This is a genomic window from Burkholderia lata (assembly GCF_902499335.1).
Taxonomy (GTDB): domain Bacteria; phylum Pseudomonadota; class Gammaproteobacteria; order Burkholderiales; family Burkholderiaceae; genus Burkholderia; species Burkholderia lata_B.
Map to the genome: position 1 here is coordinate 258,745 of NZ_CABVQK010000010.1, position 20,405 is coordinate 279,149.

Sequence of the window (20,405 nt, forward strand, 5' to 3'; positions counted from 1 at the left end):
CGCTTTTTCATGATGCGCGGCGTAACATAGCGTCTTTTCGAGATACAGCGAAGGAAGCAATGGCACTGGGAGAGCATCTTCGCCAGCAACTGGCGGCGAAAGCGCTGAAACGGCAACTGGAGCGTGCGACAGATGCTGCCGCGGCACCGGGCGTGCCCGGCACGCTGGCCGCGCAGACCGCATCGGCACGCAGCCGCTTCGAGTCGATGCCGCAGTATCAGCAGGTCCGGATCATGCGCGAGATGGGCGAGAAGCTGCGCGTCGACTCGCCGTTTTTCCGCGTGCACGACGGCGTCGCCGGTGCGACGACGCAGATCGGCGGCCGCGAGTACCTGAACTTCGCGAACTACAACTACCTCGGCCTTGCCGGCGATCCGGCCGTGTCGTCGCGCGCGAAAGCCGCGATCGACCGCTACGGCACGTCGGCCTCCGCGAGCCGGATGGTCGCGGGCGAGCGCCCGGTGCAGCGCGACCTCGAGCGCGCGCTGGCCGCGTTCTACGAGACCGACGACTGTGTCGCGTTCGTGAGCGGGCACGCGACGAACGTGACCGTGATCGGCGCGCTGTTCGGCCCCGGTGATCTGATCGTCCACGATTCGCTCGCGCACAACAGCATCGTGCAGGGCGCGCAGTTGAGCGGCGCGAAGCGGCTGAGCTTCGCGCACAACGACTGGCAGGCGCTAGACGAGCTGCTGTCGCGCGTGCGCCGCGAATACCGGCACGTGCTGATCGCGATCGAAGGGCTGTACAGCATGGACGGCGATCTCCCCGACCTGCAGCGCTTCGTCGACGTGAAGACGCGCCACGGTGCATTCCTGCTGGTCGACGAGGCGCATTCGCTCGGCGTGCTCGGCGCGACCGGCAAGGGCATCCGCGAGCATTGCGGCGTCGCGCCCGACCAGGTCGACATGTGGATGGGCACGATGAGCAAGACGCTGGCCGGCTGCGGCGGCTTCATCGCCGGCTGCCAGCCGCTGGTCGACATGCTGCGCCACCTGGCGCCGGGCTTCCTGTACAGCGTCGGGCTCGCGCCGACGCTCGCCGAAGCGTCGCTGGCCGCGCTCGAGCGCCTGCAGGCCGAGCCGGAGCGCGTCGCGCAACTGCAGGCGCGCGGGCGGCAGTTCCTGACCGAGGCGCGTGCCGCCGGGCTGAATACGGGCACGAGCGCCGGGTTCGCGGTCGTGCCGGTGATCACGGGGAGCTCGCTGAAGGCCGCGCAGTGGGCCAATGCGATGTTCGACGAAGGGATCAACGTGCAGCCGATCTTCTATCCGGCCGTCGAGGAAAAGGCGGCGCGCCTGCGCTTCTTCATCTGCTCGACGCATGAGCCGGAGCAGATCAGCCGGACGGTCGCCGTGTTGTCTCGTCTCGCGGGGCGCAGCGCATGACGCTGGCCGGCGCGTTCGCGCAAGCGGCTCCACGCGCCGGTGAACGCATGCGGTTTCGTGCGGCCGATGCGGGCGACGCGGCGGCGTGTGCACCGCTCGTGTTTGCGTCCGGCGTGGCCGAATTCGGCTTCTTTCTCGGCGAAAGCGACGCGCGCTGCATCGCCTTCCTGCAGCAGGCGTTCCGTTCGCGTCATGGGCGCTTCTCGTGGCGCCGGCATCGTGTCGCGGTTGCCGAAGACGGCACCGTGCTTGCCGTGATGGCGATTCACGACGGGCAGCGGACGATGTTCGACGACGTGCATGTCGTATGGGCACTCGCGCGCTTTTTCGGCGTGCGCCGCACGGTCGGCCAGTTGCTGCGCGGGCTGATCCTCGAAACGGAACTCCCGGCGCCGAAGCGTTCGCAGATCCTCGTCGCGCATTGCGCAACCGACGAGCGGCAGCGCGGCACGGGGATCTTCAGCGCATTGTTTTGCGACGCGCTGGCCGCCGGTGCATTGCCTGCGGACGACAGCCGCGACGTCGTGCTCGACGTGCTGACCCGCAACGTGCGGGCCCGCGCGCTTTACGAACGGCTCGGGTTTACCGCGTTGCCGCGGCCGCGCGCCCGTTCGCACCGGCTGCCGGCCGAACTCGATTCGATCCGGATGCGGTTGTCGCGCCGCGCCTGACGGCGCGTATGGTGCCTGCTGCGCTATTTGTGCCGCGGGCTGAACGGCCGTTGCTGCACATCGGCGCCCTGCGCGACGATCGCCATGCTCTCCGGCACTTCCTCCCACGCACCCCGCAGGTCGACGAGCGGTTCGGACACGACCATGAACGCGTCGTCGCCGGCTTCGGCGATGCGCGGGTTGTGCGGATACAGTTCGTGCAGGTGCTTGAACGACGTGCTGTGGAACAGCGAACGCGATTGCCGTTCGCTCGAATAACGCACCGCGATGATCCGTTCGCCGTCGGTCGCGCAGATCGTCATGTTGAGCGGGTCGGCCACGTGGTGCCGCGCGGCGCTTTCCTCGACCACGCCGACCATCCGCTCGAGCGCGGGCAGCGGCGTCTGCTCGAGGCCGTAGGTCAGGGCAAGGCGGAACATCAGTTCGGAGTCGGTCGAGCCTTCGAGCGTCGGGAACAGCGCCGGGTCGACCTTCAGCGTCAGGTCGCGGCGCAGCTTGTGGAAATCGCGGATCAGCCCGTTGTGCGCGAACAGCCAGCGGCCGTGGCGGAACGGGTGGCAGTTGGTTTCCTGCACCGGTGTGTCGGTGGCCGCGCGGATGTGCGCGATGAACATCCGCGAGCGGATCGCGCGCGCGGCCTCGCGCAGGTTGCGGTCGTTCCACGCGGGATGCACGGAGCGGTAGCGGAACGGGAGTTCGTCAGGATGCCCATACCAGCCGATGCCGAAGCCGTCGCCGTTGGTGGTCGTCGCCCCCAGCTCCGAATGCAGGCTTTGGTCGATCAGCGAATGCTTCGCGCGGAACAGTACGGTCTCGAGATGAATCGGATTACCCGTATAGGCGAGCCAGCGGCACATGAGGCGCTCCTTCACGATGGATCGTTCGCGCATGGTAGCCGACTTCGCGGCGCATCCGTGCCGGTGCGCGGCCGGCCGGTCGTTCGGGCAAGCGTTGGCCATTCTTCATACATCGCTTGCCCGGATTCGCGACGCGCAACCGGGCGGCCATTCAGACTGGTGGCCCGGCGCCGCCGCCCGACGGCGGCACCGCGACCGCCACGTCAGGTTCAGTCGCCGAGCGCGTCCATCACGCGCGCCGAATAGACGAGCGCCGCACCTGCATTCAGCGCGATCGCGACGCCGAGCGCTTCCGCCACTTCCTCCTTGGTCGCGCCATGCTTGGCCGCTTCCGCGGTGTGCACGGCGATACAGCCGTCGCAGCGCGTCGTGACGGCGACCGCGAGCGCGATCAGTTCGCGCGTCTTCGCGTCGAGATGACCCGTCTTGGCGCCGGCGCCGGACAGTGCCTTGTAGCCGGCCAGCGTATCGGGCGACAGCTTGGCGATGTCGCCGATACGCGTCGAGAGTTCCTTCCGGTATTCGTTCCAGTTCAGCATGATGCGTCCTTTCGAGTAGGGGTGAGGAGGGCGGCGGGCGCCGCGATCTCGGGCGATGCAGGGCTATTCTGATCGTTCGCGCTGAGGGTTTCGATACGCTAGAGTGTCAATTTTTAGCGCGATCGTCTCATGGATGCGTTGAGTCAACTCCTGTCGCTGGGCCGCAGTCATGTCGAGCTCGACGTGCGCTGCCTGCTCGACGGGCCGTTCGCGATGCCGCACGACCCGCTGCCGTCCGGCGAGGCGGCGTTTCACCTGGTGCTGGCCGGAACGTGCCGGCTGCGTACCGCGGATGGGCGCACGCTGCAACTCGCCGACGGCGATTTCGTGCTGCTGCCCGCGGGTGGCGCGCACGACCTGCTCGATGCAGGGGCTGGCCGGTCGCGGCCGGTTGCGGCGCTGCGCGAACAGGGTACCGGCGGCGGCGCGGTGCTGCCGGTCAAGTCGAATCTCGATCCGGCCGAGCCGGGCAGCGCGAGCGTGGACCTGCTGTGCGGACGGTTCGTCTATGCGCGCGGTGCGGGTGAACTGCTGATGCGCACGCTGCCGCACGTGCTGCATGTCGGGTTGCGCGAGGCGTCGGGGTTCGCGCCGCTGCAACTGCTGACGAGTGTGCTGCGTACCGAGGCGTCGAACGGGCAACCGGGCGCCGGCGCGATCGTGAACGCGCTCGGCCAGGCGCTGCTCGCGTATGCGCTGCGCGCATACGGTCGCGGCGCGCGCGTGCCGTCCGGCTGGCTCGCGCTTGCGGCCGATGCGCGGCTCGGCCCATCGGTCCAGGCCGTGCTGCAGGCGCCGGAGAAACCGTGGACGGTCGAGTCGCTCGGCGACGCATCCGCGATGTCGCGCGCGACGTATGCCCGGCATTTCCGCGAGCGGGCCGGGATGAGCGTCGGCGCGTTCGTCGCGCAGATCCGGATGATGCATGCGTGCGCGCTGCTGCAGGACACGCAGCGCGGGCAGGCGGAGATCGGGCAGGCGGTCGGTTACCAGTCCGAGGCCGCCTTCGGCAAGGCGTTTCGCGCGGTGCTCGGCACGACGCCGGGGCGCTGGCGGCGCGCGCAGCGCGGCATGTAAGACTGCAAGCCAGGTTGTCGTGGCACGCGCCAAAGCTGCTACCATGCGCGAAACGCAGTTCAACGAAAACGATTTCGAACAAGAAGAAAGAGAGGGCAAAGCAATGAACCAGACCACCATCCAGCAGCCGTCGTTCGCGTTCGTGGCCGCATCGTGGGCCGCACTGCTCGCCGGTTTCGCGGCATTCCTGATCGGTCTCTGGAACGCCGGCATGCAGCTCAACGAGAAGGGCTATTACTTCACCGTGCTGGTGTTCGGCCTCTATGCGGCGATCTCGCTGCAGAAGAGCGTCCGCGACCGCGCGGAGGGCATTCCCGTCACCGGCATCTACTACGGCCTCAGCTGGATCGCGCTGCTGCTGTCGATCGCGCTGCTGGTCGTCGGCCTCTTCAATGCGACGCTGCAACTGAGCGAGAAGGGCTTCTACGCGATGTCGTTCGTGCTCGCGTTGTTCGGCTCGGTGGCCGTGCAGAAGAACACGCGCGACCTGCAGAACGCGAAGCCGCGCTATACCGACGCCGATTCGGCGCCGTCCGTCCAGGAGTGACGGCACGCGAGGCGGGCGCCTTCCAGGCCGCCCGTTTTGCAATGACGGTCGAGGGCGGCCCGCATTCGCCCGTGCGCCGCGGGCTCCCCGCCCATTCGTTTCATCCATGCCGTCGCGCATGACGATGGAGATATTCCGGATGCCAGATTTCACTGAAACCACGCGGCTCACCCGCGCGGCTGCCCGTTCGATGGCGGCGAAGGCCGCGCTCGTGCTGGAGACGAACAACCTGCGCGGCGGCGCCGGCCTCGTGCAGGCCGTGGACAGCCTGAAGCGCCTCGTATCGACGCTGTCGAACCAGACCGTGCCGCCCGCGGCACTCGCGCAATGGATCATCACGCACGACGGCCTGCCGGCCGATGCGTGCGCGGAGATCGCCGCGCTGGCCGGCCGCCCGATCGACTTCGTCGAGATCGGCGCGAGTACCGGCTACTACGATGCGAAGAACGACGGGTTCGATCGCGTCGACGCGTCCCGCTGTGACATCGTCGTGTTCGGCGATGCCGATTGCCGGCCGGCCGACGACTGGCTCGAGCACCTGCTCGCACCGTTCGCGCGCGAAACCGGCGATGCGCCCGTCGCGGTGGCGGGGCGCACCAGCTATGCGCCGAACGTGCTCGGCATCGCGCTGACGTCGATCGATTTCATGTATTTCCCGAGCCCGCTGCGCGACGGCGCGACGCGCAATTTCTACGCGAACAACGTCGCGTTCCGGCGTGACGTGTTCGCGCAATTCCGCTACGAGCCGCTCGACGGCGTCTATCGCGCGCATTGCCAGGTGATGGGGTTGCGGATGCAGGCAGCCGGCGTGGCCGTCGAGTTTGCGCCTGCCGCTCACACCGAGCATCGGCTGCCGGACACGCATCGCGAATCGCTGAAGCTGCGCTGGATGCGCGGCGAGGACAGCGTCGGGCTGACGCCGTATCTCGTGAACGCGTACCTGCCACGCGGATGGCAGTGGCTCGGCCGCAGCGGCCCGCTCGGCCCGTTCTGCGTGATGGCCATGCGGCTCGGCTACAGCCTGCGCGCGCTCAATCGCCAGCAACTGCCGCAGTTGGGCGCTGCCCGCTATCTCGCGGCCGTCGGCGTCACGATCGCTGCGTCCGCCGTCGATACGCTCGGCGCGCTCGCGCGCGGTTTCGGTCTCGCCGGGCGCGCGTCGGCCCGGCGCGATCTTGAAGCGCTGTCCTACCACCGTCATTGAACCGGCGCCGCGCATCGTGCGCGGCCATGACACGCCGATACCCCGACACTCCGCATCCATCCGACAACGACCATGCCCTCTCTCGTCACCCGTATTGCCTGCCTCGCCCTGTTTGCCGCCAGCGCCGGCGCCCATGCCGCGCCGGTCGATCATGCGGGGCGCGGGATCTACCACTTCGCGTCGCAAAGCGGCTGCCCGTTCGCGAGCGCGACCGCCACGGACTGCAACCGCGTCGCGCTCGATGCGCCGGACGTTCACGCGAGCATCGATACCGATGCGCACACGATCGTCTTCTCGAGCGATGCGACGCGCCGCACGAAGGATGTGCTCGGCGACGTGCTGCTGCAGGGTACGGGCGTCGACGGCGAGGGCCGGCGCGTGCCGTTGAGCGTGCACGTGCTGCTGCGTCGCAACGACGCGAAATGGGATCGCGACGTGTACGTCCATGCGCCCGTGCACGGCACGTTCACCGACGTCCGGATCGATCCGTATCGCGTGCGCGTGAAGGAGGGGGCGGGCGAGCGCGACGTGCTCACGCCGGAGGAAACGCTGGCGCTGTTCGCGCATCCGTCGCTGGCATCGCGGCTCGCGCGGCATTTCGTGAAGGTGAGTGCAACCGATCCGAAGCAGCCGTCCGTGGACGACATCACGATCGCGCTCGGCGTCGGCGGCCTGACGAAGTCGGTCGCGCGCGCGAGCTTTGCGTCGAACGCGCCGCACGATGCCGACGTCGATCGCGCACTCGCGTCCGGCACGTGGACGATTCGTTTCGATGCGCTGAGCAATCACATTCCGGTGTGGGTCGCGCAGCGCGAGCTGTTCCTGTTCGGCCTCGACAGCAGTGCGCTCGTGAAGGACATGCGTGCGCGCGGCTTCAAGAAGAACGACCGGATCGAATTCGGCGCGCGCGACGGCAACGGCTATCTGCGCGTGAACGGCCGCGAGGAGGCATTCGCGGGTGCGACCGCGTCCGCGCATGCGTTCATGCAGGAAAGCTTCATCGGCCTGATCCTCGGATGGCGTCGCGATCCAGCCGCTGCCGCGGCGTCCGCGACGAAATCCGCGTCGGTACGGGGTGTGCCTGCATGACTACGGCAGGCGAACTGCCGGCGGCGCCGCAGGCGGCGCACGACGCGCGCTTCGACTGTCTCGACGCGCCCGCACCGCGCGGCGTGGCGCGGCTACGCGCGTACCTCGTCGATCGCATTAAGCGTGTGGCGATCCGGCAGCTTCATCGCAGCACACATGGCGAGCGCTGGGTGTTGCGCATGTACCTGATCGGCGAGGAAGCGACCGAGTGCGCGTTGCACGAGGACTGGACCGGACAGCCGCCGGACTGGCTTGCGCCGCGGATCGAACAGCATCTCGCGGACGAGCGTCGCCACGCGGCTGCGTTTGCCGAGGCGCTGCGCGTACGGGGTGTCGCGCCATCGACCGCACCGAACGAACCCGACTGGCTGAGCCGTCGCAAGATCATGCGATGGCGCCGGCTCGCGCAGCGCCATGCGCCGCATTTCTCGCAAGGCGTGCTCGTGCCGGCCTATGCGACGGGTCTGTGCGCGGAGCAGATGGCGATGCGCGTGCTTGCGCGCCACTGCGCGACGATCGGTGCCGCGCATCCGCTGTATCCGTTGCTCTCGCGCGTGCTCGCCGACGAGACGCGGCATGTCCGGCTCTGCTCGGACACGCTGCGCCGTCTCGTTGCGCCGTCCGAGACCACGCATCTCGCCGCGTTGCTGAACGAGATCCGTGCGATCGAAGCCGGTTTCGGCGTGACGGGCGCGCTGGCGATGGTTGCGGCCGGCTGGTTCCAGTCGCTTCGTCCGCGCGCATGATGCCGCGGATCGTCTATCTGGCGACGGCTGACGCGCGCGGCCACCTGATGCGCGCGCAACTGCTCGTGCACGCGCTGCGTGTGGCCGGCGCGCAGGTCGACGTGTGGACGACGTCCGACGCGGGGCAGGCATTCCTGGCTGCGTTCGATATCGACGCGGCCGTGCTGTCCCGTCACTACGCGGTGCAGTTCGACGAACGGCAGAACATGCTGCGCGACGCGACCGATCGCATTGTCGCGCACTACGTGTTCAGGCCGACGCGCATGCTGCGCGACATCGCGCGGCTGCGTGCGATCGTTCGCGATGCCGATCTCGTGATCAATGACTCGTTTCATCCGGCGCTGCTGTTCATGGGCGCGATGCCGGGCTGGCGGCACCGCGTCGTCCACGTGTATGGCGGTAGCCTGCGCCGTGCGTTGACCGCGAATTTCGATGCGCGGCTGCCACGCATGCTGGCGCGTGCTTTCGCGCGGATCGTGGACTGGCAGATCGATTCGGCGCGATGCTGCATCGAACACGATTTTGCGTACGACGCTGCCGACGAAGTCCGGCGATCGCGCACGCATTGCCGGCTGCCGACGCCGGTGCCGATCGTCGCTGAATTGCCGGCTTCGGAGCCGGCTGCCGCAGCTGTTTATTTGAACCCGCACTTCCGCGATATCGCGCTCGCCGATGCGTTGTCGGCCGGCATGCGCGACGCGGGGCTCGCCACGCACCGTGTGGGCGAGGGCTACGCCGGGCACGACGGCTGGACCGGCGTCGACGCCGACTGGGCGACGCGCGCCGCCCATGCACCGCTGATCGTATCGGCACCCGGCATGGCCGCGCTGTCGATCGCACGCGTGTACCGCCGCCCGATCCTGCTCGTGCAGTCCGATCAGCCCGAGCAGGCGAGCAACGCCGCGCGCGCCGCGCGGCTGCAACTCGTGCACCGCGTCGTCACGTGGCGCGGCGATGCGGCCGCGTTCCGGCGGGAAGTCGGGCAGGCCGCAGCCGAACTGATGTGCAATCCCGGCACGCATGCAGGCACGATCGCCGGCCGCGAGCATGCACGTTCACGCGTGGATGCATGGACGTCGCGCCTCCTCGCGCTGAGTCCGCGTGCGCAGGTGGCCGATACGAAGACGCGATGCGAGGCGCCGGCATCGCGATGAATTCGCTGTCGTTTCGAGATGATCGGCGGCCCGATATCCGGCAGATGCTGGCCGCGACGTTCGGCATGGCAGCCGGCCTCGCGATCTTTTTTCTGCTGGAGCGCAGTGTCACGCCGCGCTACGTGTTTGCCACGGCGATCGACGCGCGGATTCCGTTCATCGCGTGGTCGTGGTTCGTCTATGTCGGCTTCTTTCCGTTCGTGATTGCGCTTGCCGCGTATGCGCGGCCGCCCGCGTTCGCCGCGTTCAAGGAGGCCGTGCTGATTGCGTTCGTGTTCGGTGTCGTGTGCTTCCTGCTGTTTCCGGAAGCCGTGCCGCGGCCCGACGTCGCGGAGATCGGCAACGCGTTCGTGCGCCACCGTCTCGCGCGCATGTGGCAGCTCGATCTCGCGGCCAACGGTTTTCCGAGCCTGCATGTCGCGGTGACCTGCCTTGCCTGTCGGATGCTGGCGGACCGGCGGCGAATCGTGACGGTGGCGGTCGGCGTGCTGATCTGCGCGTCGACGCTGACGCTCAAGCAGCATACGGTGGCCGATGTGCTGGGGGGCGTGGCGCTCGCGATGGTCAGTGCGCTGTGGGTCGAGCGGCGTTCACTGCGCAGGGGGCTCGCGTGACGGATACCCATGTTCACCCTGCCGGGTCGAATGCGGAGCTTGCGCAGTTCGTGCCCGATCCCGCGTTGTTTCGCGTGAGCGCGTCGCGTGTCGGCGCGGCGCTGGCGGGCGACTGGCTGATGATCGCCGCTGCGTTCGTGGCTGCGATCGCGTTTGCGCATCCGCTCGCGTACGCGTTGGCCGCGATCGTGATCGCACGCAGCCAGCTTGCGCTCGCGGTCATGATGCACGAAGGCGCGCACGGGTTGCTGGCGCGGAACCGGCGTGTCAACGACGCGCTGGGCCAACTGTTCGCGGCCGGCCCGTTGTGGCTGTCGCTGCGCACGTATCGTGCAGGCCATCTGAAGCACCATCGCGCACCGATGCAGTCGGACGATCCGGTCGCGCTGCTGTTCGGCGTGCACGACTATCCGGTAACACGCGGGCGGCTGATCGGCCGCCTGCTCGCGTACGCGTGCGGGATCGGCTACGTGACGAGTGTCGTGAAGCTCGCCCGTGGCGAGTTTGCTCATGCGTTGCCGAAGGTCGGGAAGTCGCGCGCGTATGCCGCGTGGGAAATCGCGTCGATGCTGGCCGGTAACGGTGTGCTGTTCGGCGCGCTGGCATGGGCCGGACATCCGCTGCTGTACGTCACGTTGTGGATCGTGCCGTCCGTCACGCTGCTGCCGCTCGCCGGACAGGTGCGCGCGATCTTCGAGCATGCAGGGCTGCCGGCGTGTGCCGACCAGAGCCGCAACGCGCGCACGATCGTCCGGCGTTCGTGGCAGACGTTCCTGTTCGGCCCGCACGCGATTCATTTCCATATCGAACATCACCTGTTCGCGCGGATGCCGTCCCATAACCTGCCGGTCGTGCATCGGCAGCTCGCGCAGCGGCAGTTGCTGCCTGACGGCAATCTGTACGCGGGATACGGTGGCGTGCTGCGCGACGTCAGTGTGCGCTGACGCACGGGCGGGGCGTTGCGTGCCCCGTCCGGTAGCGGAGTCGGGAGGGTTCGGCTGAATGTGTGGCAGGCATCACCGGGATGCCGCGCATCGACACGGATGCGGCAGACGCAAAAAAGCCTCCGCTTGGGAGGCTTTAATTTGCACTATCAAAGATAGTTGGTAGGGTGGGAGGGACTCGAACCCTCGACTCTCTGATTAAAAGTCAGATACTCTAACCAACTGAGTTACCACCCCACGTTCTTGAAACCTGTTGGTTCGTTGCTTCAACAACTTGGAGAACGACCCAAAGAGCAAAAGATTATAGCGACGGATTGTCAGGCTGTCAACAACCCGCCGCGATAATTATTTGATCGTCTCGAGCTTGCCCTGCGCGGTCTGCGCAGCGTTCGACCCGCCGTACTGCGACACGACCTGTTCGAACGTCTTCTTCGCGGCCGCCTTCTGGCCTTGTTCGAGCTGGTTCGTGCCGATTGCCACGAGGGCGTCGGCTGCGCGCGGGTGCTGCGGGAACTTGCTGACGATCCCTTGCCACGTTGCAGTCGAACCGCGGTAGTCGCGAAGCGCGTATTGCGCATTGCCGTACCAGTACTGCGCGGTCGGCTGGTAGGGGCTCTGCGGATACTTCGCGATGAACGCGCGGAACGAAGCTGCCGCCGCCTTGAAGTTGCCGTTGCGGAACTGCTGCTGCGCCGCACTGAGCGCATCCGTTTCACCCGGCTGCACGGTGCCTTCGACACCATCGATCGTCGCCTGCTGCGGCTCGAACTTCTTGAGCCGCGTGTCGAGATCCTGGTAGTACTCCTTCTGCTGCCGCTCGAGCGTCGTCAGCCGGTTCGTCAGATCCTCGTTCTCGCCGCGCAGCGTCGCGACCTGCTGATTCAGCTGGTCGAGACGGCCGGATTGATCGAGGATCGTACGCTGGGCGGCGGACAACTGGCTCGCCAGGTTGTCGGTCTTGCTGCGCAGATCGAGCACGGCGCGGCGCGCTTCGTTGTCGTCGAACACGCCGGCGTGCGCCGGCGCGGCCGACCACGCCGCGCCGGCGACGCAGAATGCTGCGGCAACGCGCAGCAGGGATACACGGTGCGTCATACGGCGATTCTTCCGTTACTTACTGTTGGTAGACGAGGTCGGCGCGACGGTTCTGCGCCCACGATGCTTCGTCGTGACCCGCTGCCTGCGGCTTTTCCTTGCCGAGGCTCACGGCTTCCATTTGCGAATCGTTCACGCCGAGCAGTGCCATCGCACGACGGACGGCTTCCGCACGCTTCTGGCCCAGCGCGAGGTTGTACTCGCTCGTGCCGCGTTCGTCGGTGTTGCCCTGGATCAGCACGTGGCGCTGCGGGTGGCTCTTCAGGTACTGAGCGTGCTGCTGCATCAGCGGCTGGTACTCGTCCTTCACCGAATAGCTGTCGAAGTCGAAGTAGATGCTGCGCTTCGCGAGCGGGCTGTTCGGGTCGTTCAGCGGATCGACGTTCACCTGAGCGACGTTGTCGGCGCTCGGTTGCGTGCTGACTGCACCCGCGTTGTTTGCCTTGTCGTCGAGCTTCACGCCCGACTTGCACGCTGCGAGCGCGCTGATCATCATCACGGCCAGGGCCAGACGAGCTTTATTCGACATCATGGTTACTCTCCTTGTGGTCATTGCATGAAGGGCCCCCACGACGGCTCACGAACGGAGCCGCCCTGGACGGACAGGATTTGCGGCGGCGCGCTGCCGTCGGAGGGCACTGCTGCCAGAACATTGCGACCACCCGACTGGGTAGCGTACAGAAGGTACTGGCCGTTTGCCGCGAAGCTCGGCGATTCGTCGCGATTCGTATTCGTGATGGCGTTCGCCGCGCCCGATTGCAGATCCTGAACGTACAGCTTGAAGCCCCCGCCCGTGCGGGAGATGTAAGCGAGCAGCTTGCCGTCCGGGCTGATACGCGGACTCGTGTTGTAGCTGCCGGTGAAGGTCACGCGTTGCGCCGCGCCGGCGCTTTCGCCCTGCGCGGGCATCCGGTAGATCTGCGGCGCGCCGCCGCGATCGCTCGTGAAGTAGATCCAGCGGCCGTCCGGCGAGTAGAACGGCTCGGTGTCGATCGAGCTGCTCTGCGTGAGACGGCGCAGGCCGCCGCCGGTCGAGTTGACCGTATAGATTTGCGTATTGCCCGACAGCGACAGCGCGACGGCGAGCGTGTTGCTGTCCGGCGACCATGCCGGTGCGCTGTTGTTGCCCTTCTGGTCGGAGACGATGTAGCGGCGGCCGGTGGGCAGGTCGTGGATGTAGACGATCGGCTTCTTGCGCTCGAACGACACGTACGCGACCTTCGTGCCGCTCGGCGACCAGGACGGCGAGATGATCGGCTCGGTGCTCGACAGCGCGATGCGCGCGTTCTGGCCGTCCGAATCAGAGATCTGCAGCTGGTAGCGGTTACCGGTCTTGATCACGTACGACAGGCGCGTGGCGAACACGCCGCGCACGCCGAGCAGCTTCTGGTAGATGTAGTCGGCGATCTTGTGGCCGGCCGTGCGCAGCGTGGTGTCGGTGGCCGTCAGCGACAGGCCGCCGAGGCTTTGCTGCTTCACGGTGTCGTACAGGATGAAGTTGACCTTGTACTGGCCGTTCGCCTCGCGGTTCACGCTGCCGGCGACGAACGCATTGGCGCCCTTGGCCTTCCATGCGCCGAGATCGACCGATGCGGACTCCGGCACGGGCGTGCTGCCTGCGTCGATGTTGGTGAATTTGCCACTGCGGGCGAGGTCGGCGCGGACGATCGACGTGACCTGCTGCGGCAGGTTCGCCTCGTTCGCGAAATTCGCGGTGGCGATGGGGAACTGGGTCGACCCGACACCGGTGATCAGCACGTTGACCTGGGCGTTAGCGGCGCTGCCCGCCGTAATCAGACACGAGGCCACGAGTGCCCTGAAACCTAGCTTTGTCATCAAACTCATGCTTGTTGCTTCCCGTATGACTTGGATCGCTGCGCAACGGCAGAGACAGTAAAAATACCCGATTCGTTCCCGTCCGACAGCGACGCCCGGAGTGTAAGCGCATTTCCTTTCACTCCGCTGCCTTGAAGGTAATCGTAATGTCCGACGGGGTACGACCGTTAGAATCGGGCGGCAACGGGACCGATGCGTGGATCGCATTGACCACGGCTTGATCCCACCCCGAATTCCCGCTGGAACGGGAAACCGATGCGCTCAATACGTCACCGGACGGCGTGCACCGAATCTTGACGACGGTGGTCAGGCCTGCTCGCTCACCGCCCCAAACGATGTTCGGTTTGACGCGGCGGCGCACCTTGTCGGCATAGCCGGGCGTAGCGGCATTGCCGCCTGAGCCCGTGCCGGTGCCACTTTTCGCGAGGCCCTCGCCGCCGCCTTCACCGGCGCCGGACTGGCCCTGCATCTGCGCGAGGCGCGCGCTGCGCTCGCGGTCGAGCTTCGCGTTCGCCGCCGCGTTGGCCTTCGCGCGCGCCGTGGCTTCGGCCTTCGCCTTGGCCTGGGCTTCCGCCTTTGCCTTCGCGGCCGCGTCGGCCTTCGCCTTCGCCGCCTGCTGCGCTTCGAGCTGCGCCTGCTTTTGCTGCTGGAGTTTCTGCTGTTCGAGCTTCTGCTGCTCGGCGAGCTGCTGTTGCTTGAGCTTGTCGGCCTGCTTCTGCTTGTCGCGTTCCGCGGCCTTCTGCGCGGCGAGCGCGGCAGCCTGCTGCGCCGCGAGCTGCGCGCGCCGGGTTTCCTCTTCCTGCTGGGCCTTCAGTTGCTGCGCGCGGCGCTGCTGCTCGAGCAGCGCTTCACGCGCGGCCGCTTCCTGCTGCCGCTTCTTCTGCTGCAGCGCGATGTCGGCCTGCTCGTCGCGCACCGGGGGAGCGGGCGGCGCGACCTTCACGGGCGGTGCGGGTGTCACGACGGGCCGCGGCGCGGGGACATCGGGCACCTCGGTCCACAACTCGGCTTCGGCGCCGGCCGGCGTGCTGTTCTGCCACTGCACGCCGTGATAGAGGAACAGCGCGAGCAGCACGTGCATCAGCGCGGCGAGCGCGAATGCACGCCAGGTGCCGCGCTCGCGGGGAGGCCGAGGCGGGTAGGCGGAGCTGCGCGAGGATTGCTGCCGGGTCATTGCGATTTGACGAGGAGGCCGACGCGCTTGACGCCGCGCGCCTTCAGATCGGACATCACGGTCATGACCGCATCGTACTGCACGGTCTTGTCGGCCGCGATCACGACCGGCTGGTCGGGATGGTCAGCCTGCCGGGCGACGATGAAGCTGTCGAGCTCGGCCTTCGTCATCGTGTCTTCCTGGGTCGCGCCCGAGTCGCCCTTGTACTTGACGCTCATCGTGCGGTCGGCCTTGATGTTGACGACGACGGGCGGCGTCTGCTCCTGCGGCGCGGCGTTGCCGACGGTCGGCAGGTTGATGATCGACGGGGCGACGAGCGGTGCGGTGACCATGAAGATCACGAGCAGCACCAGCATCACGTCGATGTACGGCACGACGTTGATGTCGGCCATTGCACGGCGCGAGCGGCCGCCGCGCATGCTGGATCGGATGGGACTTCCTGCCATGGCGCGCTCCTTACTGGGCCTGACGCTGCAGGATGTTCGAGAACTCTTCGATGAAGGTCTCGAAGCGGATCGCGAGGCGGTCGATGTCGTGCGCGTAGCGGTTGTACGCGACCACCGCCGGAATCGCGGCGAACAGGCCGATCGCAGTGGCGACGAGCGCCTCGGCGATGCCCGGCGCGACGTTCGCGAGCGTGGCCTGCTGCACGTTCGCGAGGCCGCGGAACGAGTTCATGATCCCCCAGACCGTGCCGAACAGACCGATGTACGGGCTGACCGAGCCGACCGATGCGAGGAACGCGAGGTTCGCTTCGAGCACGTCCATTTCACGCTGGAACGACGCGCGCATCGCGCGGCGTGCACCGTCGAGCACGAGGCCCGGATCGCTGATGCGCTTTTCCTTCGCCTTCAGGAATTCGCGCATGCCCGATTCGAAGATCCGCTCGAGTGCGCCGATCGTGTGGCGGTTGTTGGCCGCGCTCTGGTACAGCGCCTGCAGGTCGCCGCCCGACCAGAAATCCTTCTCGAAGCGTTCGGTCTGCGCGCGTGCGCGGCGGATCGCGAACCACTTGCGGAAGATGAAGGTCCACGACATCAGCGACAGCAGCAGCAGCAGCCCCATCACGGCCTGGGCCAGCACGCTCGCGTTGAGGACGAGGGAAATGATCGACAGGTCTTGAGAAGTGTTCATAGAGGTTTGAGTAACGTCCCTTCGGGGCGCCCGGTATGCGTGCGGCGCGGCGCGCCGGCCATGCCTGGCGCCGAACCTTGCTTAGTATCGAATCAGAAAGGCAAGTTCATAGGCTTTGTCTAAACGGGGCTCATGCGAGCTTCGTTGACAGTGCAGTCTGCCCGTCGTTGATGACGGGCCCGCGCTGCAGCGCGTCGAGCACGGCCGGCGGGATGGCCGCGGGCCGGATACCGGTACGGTCGACGCAGCCGAGGCGGATGTGTCCGGCCACGAGCAGCGTGTCTCCGCACCAGGCTTCCTGCGTGAATTCCACCGATGCGCGGCCGATGCGTCCGGGCCGGCTCGTGATCGCGAGGGTGTCGTCGAGTCGCGCCGGCGCGCGGTAGTCGAGCGACGTGCTGCGGACGACGAAGATCGCGTCGGTGTCGTCGGCGAGCTGACGCTGGTCGATGCCGCATGCGCGCAGCCACTCGGTGCGGGCGCGTTCGAAGAACTTCAGGTAGTTGGCATAGAAGACGATGCCGCCTGCGTCGGTATCCTCGTAGTACACGCGCACCGGCCAGATGAAGCCGGACGGCGCTTCCGGGGAGCGGGTAGGCTGGGTCATGGCGCGCATTCTACCGGAAGGCAGGAGCCTGATTCGTAACCGATTCGTAACGGAATGTAGTATGCCGTAGCACACTGCGGGCCGGCCCGGAAGGGGCCGGGCCCGCGTGGCTTCAGCCGCGGTGGACGGTCGGGCCGCCGGGAGCTTGCGCGATCGGCATCAGCTCGATCGTGTTGACGTTGACATGCGCCGGGCGCGTCGCGATCCAGTAGATCGTGTCGGCGATGTCCTCGGGCATGAGCGGCTGGACATTGTTGTAGACGTTCGCCGCCTTGGCGTCGTCGCCGCGATAGCGGATGTTCGAGAATTCGGTGCCGCCACACAGGCCAGGCTCGATGTCGGTGACGCGCAGCGGCGTGCCGAGCAGGTCGGCGCGCAGGTTCAGGCTGAATTGTCTGACGAACGCCTTGGTCGCGCCGTAGACGTTGCCGCCCGCATAAGGGTACGAACCCGCGACCGAGCCGATATTGAAGATGTGACCGCGGCCACGATCGATCATGCCGGGCAGCAGTGCGTGCGTGACCGTGACGAGGCCCGTGCAGTTCGTGTCGATCATCGTGTGCCATTCGTCGAGGCTGGCCTTTTGGGCCGGCTCGACGCCGAGCGCGAGGCCGGCGTTGTTGACGAGCACGTCGAGTGCCGCGAATTCGGCGGGAAGGGCGGCCGGCACGGCCTCGACGGCCGCGCGATCGCGTACGTCGAGCTCGAGCGGCAGCAGGGAATCGCCGAGTTCGGCGGCGAGCGCATCGAGACGATCCTTGCGGCGCGCGGTCGCGACGACGCGGTGGCCTCCCTTGACGAAGGCACGGGCGATGGCGGCGCCGAAGCCGGCGGACGCGCCTGTGACGAACACGATCATTGCTGCTCCTGGTCGATGACAAAATAGCGGGTAGTATCCCGCAAGCCTACTGAGATTGCCGCACCGCGGCAAGGCGGCAAAGCGTTCCGGCACGGGCGCGTAGAGTCTGGCCCCAATTGCATCCGGCGCGCCGCCGTGCGGTTGCCTATTCATGACGCATCCAATACACTAACGCGCTCATCACCCCCGCGTGACTGGCGATAGAACCCTTCGGGTTCAAGGTGGAGCATCCCACCGTGAAGCGCGGGGCACCGTTTTTGCCGTTCGCCTGGGCAGCCGTTGTGTGCCGTCGCGTGCATCGCCGGTGGCTGTCCTGCTTCGCGTCATACGGATTCTTCCGCCACGTCGAGCTGGTCCCGCCAGCAGCGCACCGTACTCGGCCGCTCCGGTCAACCTGTACACACTTAACGGAAACCGTATGTTTGACAGAGCCCAAAGCACCATTGCGAACGTCGATCCCGAAATCTTTGCCGCGATCGAGCAGGAAAACCGCCGCCAGGAAGATCACATCGAGCTGATCGCGTCGGAAAACTACACGAGCCCGGCCGTGATGGCCGCGCAGGGCTCGCAACTCACGAACAAGTACGCGGAAGGTTATCCGGGCAAGCGCTACTACGGCGGCTGCGAATACGTTGACGTGGTCGAGCAGCTGGCGATCGACCGCGTGAAGCAGCTGTTCGGCGCGGAAGCGGCGAACGTGCAGCCGAACTCGGGTTCGCAGGCGAACCAGGGCGTGTTCTTCGCGATGCTCAAGCCGGGCGACACGATCATGGGCATGAGCCTCGCGCACGGCGGCCACCTGACGCACGGTTCGCCGGTGAACATGTCGGGCAAGTGGTTCAACGTGGTGAGCTACGGCCTGAACGAAAACGAAGACATCGACTACGAAGCCGCCGAGAAGCTCGCGCAGGAACACAAGCCGAAGTTGATCGTCGCGGGCGCGTCGGCGTTCTCGCTGAAGATCGATTTCGAACGCCTGGCGAAGATCGCGAAGTCGGTCGGTGCGTACCTGATGGTCGACATGGCCCACTACGCAGGCCTGATCGCAGCGGGCGTGTACCCGAACCCGGTGCCGCACGCGGACTTCGTGACGACGACGACGCACAAGAGCCTGCGCGGCCCGCGCGGCGGCGTGATCCTGATGAAGGCGGAGTACGAGAAGCCGATCAACTCGGCGATCTTCCCGGGGATCCAGGGCGGCCCGCTGATGCACGTGATCGCGGGGAAGGCCGTGGCGTTCAAGGAAGCGCTGTCGCCGGAGTTCAAGGCGTACCAGGAGAAGGTGGTCGAGAACGCACGCGTGCTGGCTGAAACGCTGGTGAAGCGTGGGCTGCGGATCGTGTCGGGCCGTACGGAAAGCCACGTGATGCTGGTGGACCTGCGTGCGAAGAACATCACCGGCAAGGCAGCGGAAGCGGCACTGGGCGCGGCGCACATCACGGTGAACAAGAACGCGATCCCGAACGATCCGGAAAAGCCGTTCGTGACGAGCGGCGTGCGCCTGGGCTCGCCGGCAATGACGACGCGCGGGTTTGGCCCGGCAGAAGCGGAACAGGTGGGCAACCTGATCGCGGACGTGCTGGACAACCCGGAAGATGCGGCGACGATCGAGCGCGTGCGCGCGCAGGTTGCCGAGCTGACCAAGCGTTTCCCGGTCTATCGCTGATCGACGATGCGCTGCCCGTTCTGCCGGCATGACGACACGCAGGTCGTGGATTCCCGCGTGTCCGAAGATGGCGCCGCGATCCGGCGGCGACGTCGCTGCTCGGCTTGCGACAAGCGCTTCACGACGTACGAGCGGGTCGAGTTGTCCCTGCCGTTCGTCGTGAAGAAGGACGGCAGCCGCACGGAATTCGACCGTCGCAAGATCGTCGCCAGCATGCAACTCGCGCTGCGCAAGCGGCCGGTTGCTGCCGACGCGATCGACGCGGCGGTCGCCCGCATCGAATATCAACTGCTCGCGACAGGCGAGCGCGAAGTGCGTAGCGAGAAGCTCGGCGAACTCGTGATGAACGAGTTGCGCGGCCTCGATACGATCGCTTATGTCCGCTTCGCATCGGTGTATCGCCAGTTCGAGGACGTTTCCGAATTTGCCGACGTGATCGAAGAGTTCCGTCGCGCCTCTCCCGCCAAGACTCCGCGTAAGCGCTGACGCGCTGCGTCCGTTCATCGTCTTCTCCGTTGGTCAGTTCGCGCCGATTGTGTCGGTGGCGATCGCATGCCGCCAGTCGGCCATTCGGCAAATAGCGTGCGTCCACACGCGTCGCTACAGTCGTCGCATCACCTCGGCGAAGGACGACTGCGATGGAACTGCACGCTCATCCCCTGAAAAATGTGTTGCGACGCTCGCGCGGGTTCACGCTCGTCGAGCTGATGGTCGCCATCTCGCTGGCGGCCGGGCTCGCGCTCTATGCGGCGCCCGCGTTCGACCAGTGGCGCATGCGTGAGCGTGTAGACGCACGCTCGCGTGCGTTGCTCGGTGCGCTGTCGTTTGCACGTACCGAGGCGGCGCGTCTCGGCGTGCGCGTCACGCTGTGCCGGGCCGGGAGCGGCAGCACCTGTCTGCGCGCCGGTGAGCGGTGCGATCCGGCCGAATGGTCGTGCGACTGGATCGTCAGCGGGCAGGTCGACGGGCAGTCGCGCGTGCTGCGGCGCTATCCGCGCGATGCCGAAGTGGCCGTCGCGGGTGCCGCGCACGATCTCGCGTTCGCGCCGCCGGTCGGTCAGGCAATCGGTGGCATCCGGCGTTTCGAATTGCGTCCGCGGCGCGACGTGCCGGGGGCTGACGGCGCGCAAGTATCGCGTTGCGTGCGGATCGCGGCAGGCGGCCGGGCGCGGCTTGTCGCCGGCCGCTGCGGCGCTGCGTGAGC

23 protein-coding genes, 1 tRNA gene and 1 riboswitch are annotated in these 20,405 nt (G+C 66.9%); of the genes, 13 read left to right on the plus strand and 11 right to left on the minus strand.

The genetic code is table 11. The features are described from left to right. Positions 1 to 59: 59 nt before the first annotated feature. Both BCO18175_RS25425 and BCO18175_RS25430 read left to right on the plus strand, forming a co-directional pair. On the plus strand, positions 60 to 1,388 hold the full coding sequence (locus BCO18175_RS25425; protein ID WP_174985249.1) for an aminotransferase class I/II-fold pyridoxal phosphate-dependent enzyme: 1,329 nt from the start codon (positions 60 to 62) through the stop codon (positions 1,386 to 1,388). Beyond that, positions 1,385 to 2,059, plus strand: a complete 675-nt coding sequence (locus tag BCO18175_RS25430) for an N-acetyltransferase (protein WP_174985251.1) — start codon at positions 1,385 to 1,387, stop codon at positions 2,057 to 2,059. Before BCO18175_RS25425 ends, BCO18175_RS25430 begins: the two co-directional genes overlap by 4 nt. A 23-nt stretch (positions 2,060 to 2,082) precedes the next feature. Here the strand turns inward: BCO18175_RS25430 and BCO18175_RS25435 are convergent, their stop codons facing one another. Then, positions 2,083 to 2,916 carry a class II glutamine amidotransferase gene (locus BCO18175_RS25435; RefSeq protein WP_174985333.1) on the minus strand — a complete coding sequence of 278 codons (834 nt, stop codon included), beginning with the start codon at positions 2,914 to 2,916 and terminating at the stop codon, positions 2,083 to 2,085. 209 nt (positions 2,917 to 3,125) lie between these two features. Further along, positions 3,126 to 3,455, minus strand: a complete 330-nt coding sequence (locus BCO18175_RS25440; protein WP_006484989.1) for a carboxymuconolactone decarboxylase family protein — start codon at positions 3,453 to 3,455, stop codon at positions 3,126 to 3,128. A 129-nt stretch (positions 3,456 to 3,584) separates the two neighbouring features. On the opposite strand from BCO18175_RS25440, the gene BCO18175_RS25445 reads away from it, so the two are divergent. The 8 genes from BCO18175_RS25445 to BCO18175_RS25480 all read left to right on the plus strand — a co-directional run bounded on the left by BCO18175_RS25445 (position 3,585) and on the right by BCO18175_RS25480 (position 10,830). Further along, positions 3,585 to 4,532 carry a cupin domain-containing protein gene (locus BCO18175_RS25445; protein WP_174985253.1) on the plus strand — a complete coding sequence of 316 codons (948 nt, stop codon included), beginning with the start codon at positions 3,585 to 3,587 and terminating at the stop codon, positions 4,530 to 4,532. A 103-nt stretch (positions 4,533 to 4,635) separates the two neighbouring features. Further along, entirely contained in the window at positions 4,636 to 5,079 is a 444-nt protein-coding gene (gene yiaA / locus BCO18175_RS25450; protein ID WP_174913275.1) for an inner membrane protein YiaA, read from the plus strand. A 139-nt stretch (positions 5,080 to 5,218) separates the two neighbouring features. Then, positions 5,219 to 6,283: a glycosyltransferase gene (locus tag BCO18175_RS25455; protein WP_174985255.1), complete on the plus strand. Its 1,065-nt coding sequence runs from the start codon at positions 5,219 to 5,221 to the stop codon at positions 6,281 to 6,283. Positions 6,284 to 6,355: 72 nt separating this feature from the next. Beyond that, complete coding sequence (locus tag BCO18175_RS25460) at positions 6,356 to 7,372, plus strand: hypothetical protein (RefSeq protein WP_174985257.1); 1,017 nt, start codon at positions 6,356 to 6,358, stop codon at positions 7,370 to 7,372. Then, positions 7,369 to 8,118 carry a hypothetical protein gene (locus tag BCO18175_RS25465; RefSeq protein WP_174985259.1) on the plus strand — a complete coding sequence of 250 codons (750 nt, stop codon included), beginning with the start codon at positions 7,369 to 7,371 and terminating at the stop codon, positions 8,116 to 8,118. The genes BCO18175_RS25460 and BCO18175_RS25465 overlap by 4 nt, the downstream gene beginning before the upstream one ends. Next, positions 8,115 to 9,272 carry a hypothetical protein gene (locus tag BCO18175_RS25470; protein ID WP_174985261.1) on the plus strand — a complete coding sequence of 386 codons (1,158 nt, stop codon included), beginning with the start codon at positions 8,115 to 8,117 and terminating at the stop codon, positions 9,270 to 9,272. The genes BCO18175_RS25465 and BCO18175_RS25470 overlap by 4 nt, the downstream gene beginning before the upstream one ends. Next, entirely contained in the window at positions 9,248 to 9,886 is a 639-nt protein-coding gene (locus BCO18175_RS25475; protein ID WP_254608167.1) for a phosphatase PAP2 family protein, read from the plus strand. The genes BCO18175_RS25470 and BCO18175_RS25475 overlap by 25 nt, the downstream gene beginning before the upstream one ends. Next, positions 9,883 to 10,830 carry a fatty acid desaturase family protein gene (locus tag BCO18175_RS25480; protein WP_174985263.1) on the plus strand — a complete coding sequence of 316 codons (948 nt, stop codon included), beginning with the start codon at positions 9,883 to 9,885 and terminating at the stop codon, positions 10,828 to 10,830. Before BCO18175_RS25475 ends, BCO18175_RS25480 begins: the two co-directional genes overlap by 4 nt. Before the next feature lie 160 nt (positions 10,831 to 10,990). Here the strand turns inward: BCO18175_RS25480 and BCO18175_RS25485 are convergent. From BCO18175_RS25485 to BCO18175_RS25525, 9 genes are all read right to left on the minus strand, one after another. Further along, positions 10,991 to 11,067 (minus strand) — tRNA-Lys (locus BCO18175_RS25485). A gap of 108 nt (positions 11,068 to 11,175) precedes the next feature. Then, positions 11,176 to 11,925 (minus strand): tol-pal system protein YbgF, encoded by a 750-nt coding sequence (gene ybgF, locus BCO18175_RS25490; protein ID WP_174913255.1) that lies wholly within the window; start codon positions 11,923 to 11,925, stop codon positions 11,176 to 11,178. Between the two features lie 19 nt (positions 11,926 to 11,944). Continuing rightward, on the minus strand, positions 11,945 to 12,457 hold the full coding sequence (pal, locus tag BCO18175_RS25495) for a peptidoglycan-associated lipoprotein Pal (RefSeq protein WP_011351072.1): 513 nt from the start codon (positions 12,455 to 12,457) through the stop codon (positions 11,945 to 11,947). 17 nt (positions 12,458 to 12,474) lie between these two features. After that, the gene (gene tolB / locus BCO18175_RS25500) at positions 12,475 to 13,770 is read right to left on the minus strand and encodes a Tol-Pal system beta propeller repeat protein TolB (protein ID WP_174913252.1); all 1,296 of its coding nucleotides are present in this window, start codon (positions 13,768 to 13,770) and stop codon (positions 12,475 to 12,477) included. Positions 13,771 to 13,879: 109 nt separating this feature from the next. Then, a complete protein-coding gene (tolA, locus tag BCO18175_RS25505; RefSeq protein ID WP_174985265.1) occupies positions 13,880 to 14,935 on the minus strand; it encodes a cell envelope integrity protein TolA in 1,056 nt (351 codons plus the stop codon). Next, complete coding sequence (tolR, locus tag BCO18175_RS25510) at positions 14,932 to 15,381, minus strand: protein TolR (RefSeq protein WP_011351075.1); 450 nt, start codon at positions 15,379 to 15,381, stop codon at positions 14,932 to 14,934. The genes tolA and tolR overlap by 4 nt, the downstream gene beginning before the upstream one ends. A 10-nt stretch (positions 15,382 to 15,391) precedes the next feature. Next, the gene (gene tolQ, locus BCO18175_RS25515) at positions 15,392 to 16,069 is read right to left on the minus strand and encodes a protein TolQ (protein ID WP_021157170.1); all 678 of its coding nucleotides are present in this window, start codon (positions 16,067 to 16,069) and stop codon (positions 15,392 to 15,394) included. 130 nt (positions 16,070 to 16,199) lie between these two features. Next, the gene (ybgC, locus tag BCO18175_RS25520; RefSeq protein ID WP_039361271.1) at positions 16,200 to 16,685 is read right to left on the minus strand and encodes a tol-pal system-associated acyl-CoA thioesterase; all 486 of its coding nucleotides are present in this window, start codon (positions 16,683 to 16,685) and stop codon (positions 16,200 to 16,202) included. A gap of 103 nt (positions 16,686 to 16,788) precedes the next feature. After that, the gene (locus BCO18175_RS25525) at positions 16,789 to 17,535 is read right to left on the minus strand and encodes an SDR family NAD(P)-dependent oxidoreductase (protein ID WP_089430665.1); all 747 of its coding nucleotides are present in this window, start codon (positions 17,533 to 17,535) and stop codon (positions 16,789 to 16,791) included. Between the two features lie 180 nt (positions 17,536 to 17,715). Beyond that, positions 17,716 to 17,816, plus strand: a riboswitch (ZMP/ZTP riboswitch). Positions 17,817 to 17,953: 137 nt separating this feature from the next. Here BCO18175_RS25525 and glyA point away from each other — a divergent pair. The 3 genes from glyA to BCO18175_RS25540 all read left to right on the plus strand — a co-directional run bounded on the left by glyA (position 17,954) and on the right by BCO18175_RS25540 (position 20,403). Beyond that, positions 17,954 to 19,201 (plus strand): serine hydroxymethyltransferase, encoded by a 1,248-nt coding sequence (glyA, locus tag BCO18175_RS25530; protein ID WP_021157166.1) that lies wholly within the window; start codon positions 17,954 to 17,956, stop codon positions 19,199 to 19,201. Between the two features lie 6 nt (positions 19,202 to 19,207). Further along, positions 19,208 to 19,687: a transcriptional regulator NrdR gene (nrdR, locus tag BCO18175_RS25535; RefSeq protein ID WP_050011738.1), complete on the plus strand. Its 480-nt coding sequence runs from the start codon at positions 19,208 to 19,210 to the stop codon at positions 19,685 to 19,687. 152 nt (positions 19,688 to 19,839) lie between these two features. Continuing rightward, positions 19,840 to 20,403 carry a GspH/FimT family pseudopilin gene (locus tag BCO18175_RS25540; protein ID WP_174985267.1) on the plus strand — a complete coding sequence of 188 codons (564 nt, stop codon included), beginning with the start codon at positions 19,840 to 19,842 and terminating at the stop codon, positions 20,401 to 20,403. Positions 20,404 to 20,405: the final 2 nt, after the last annotated feature.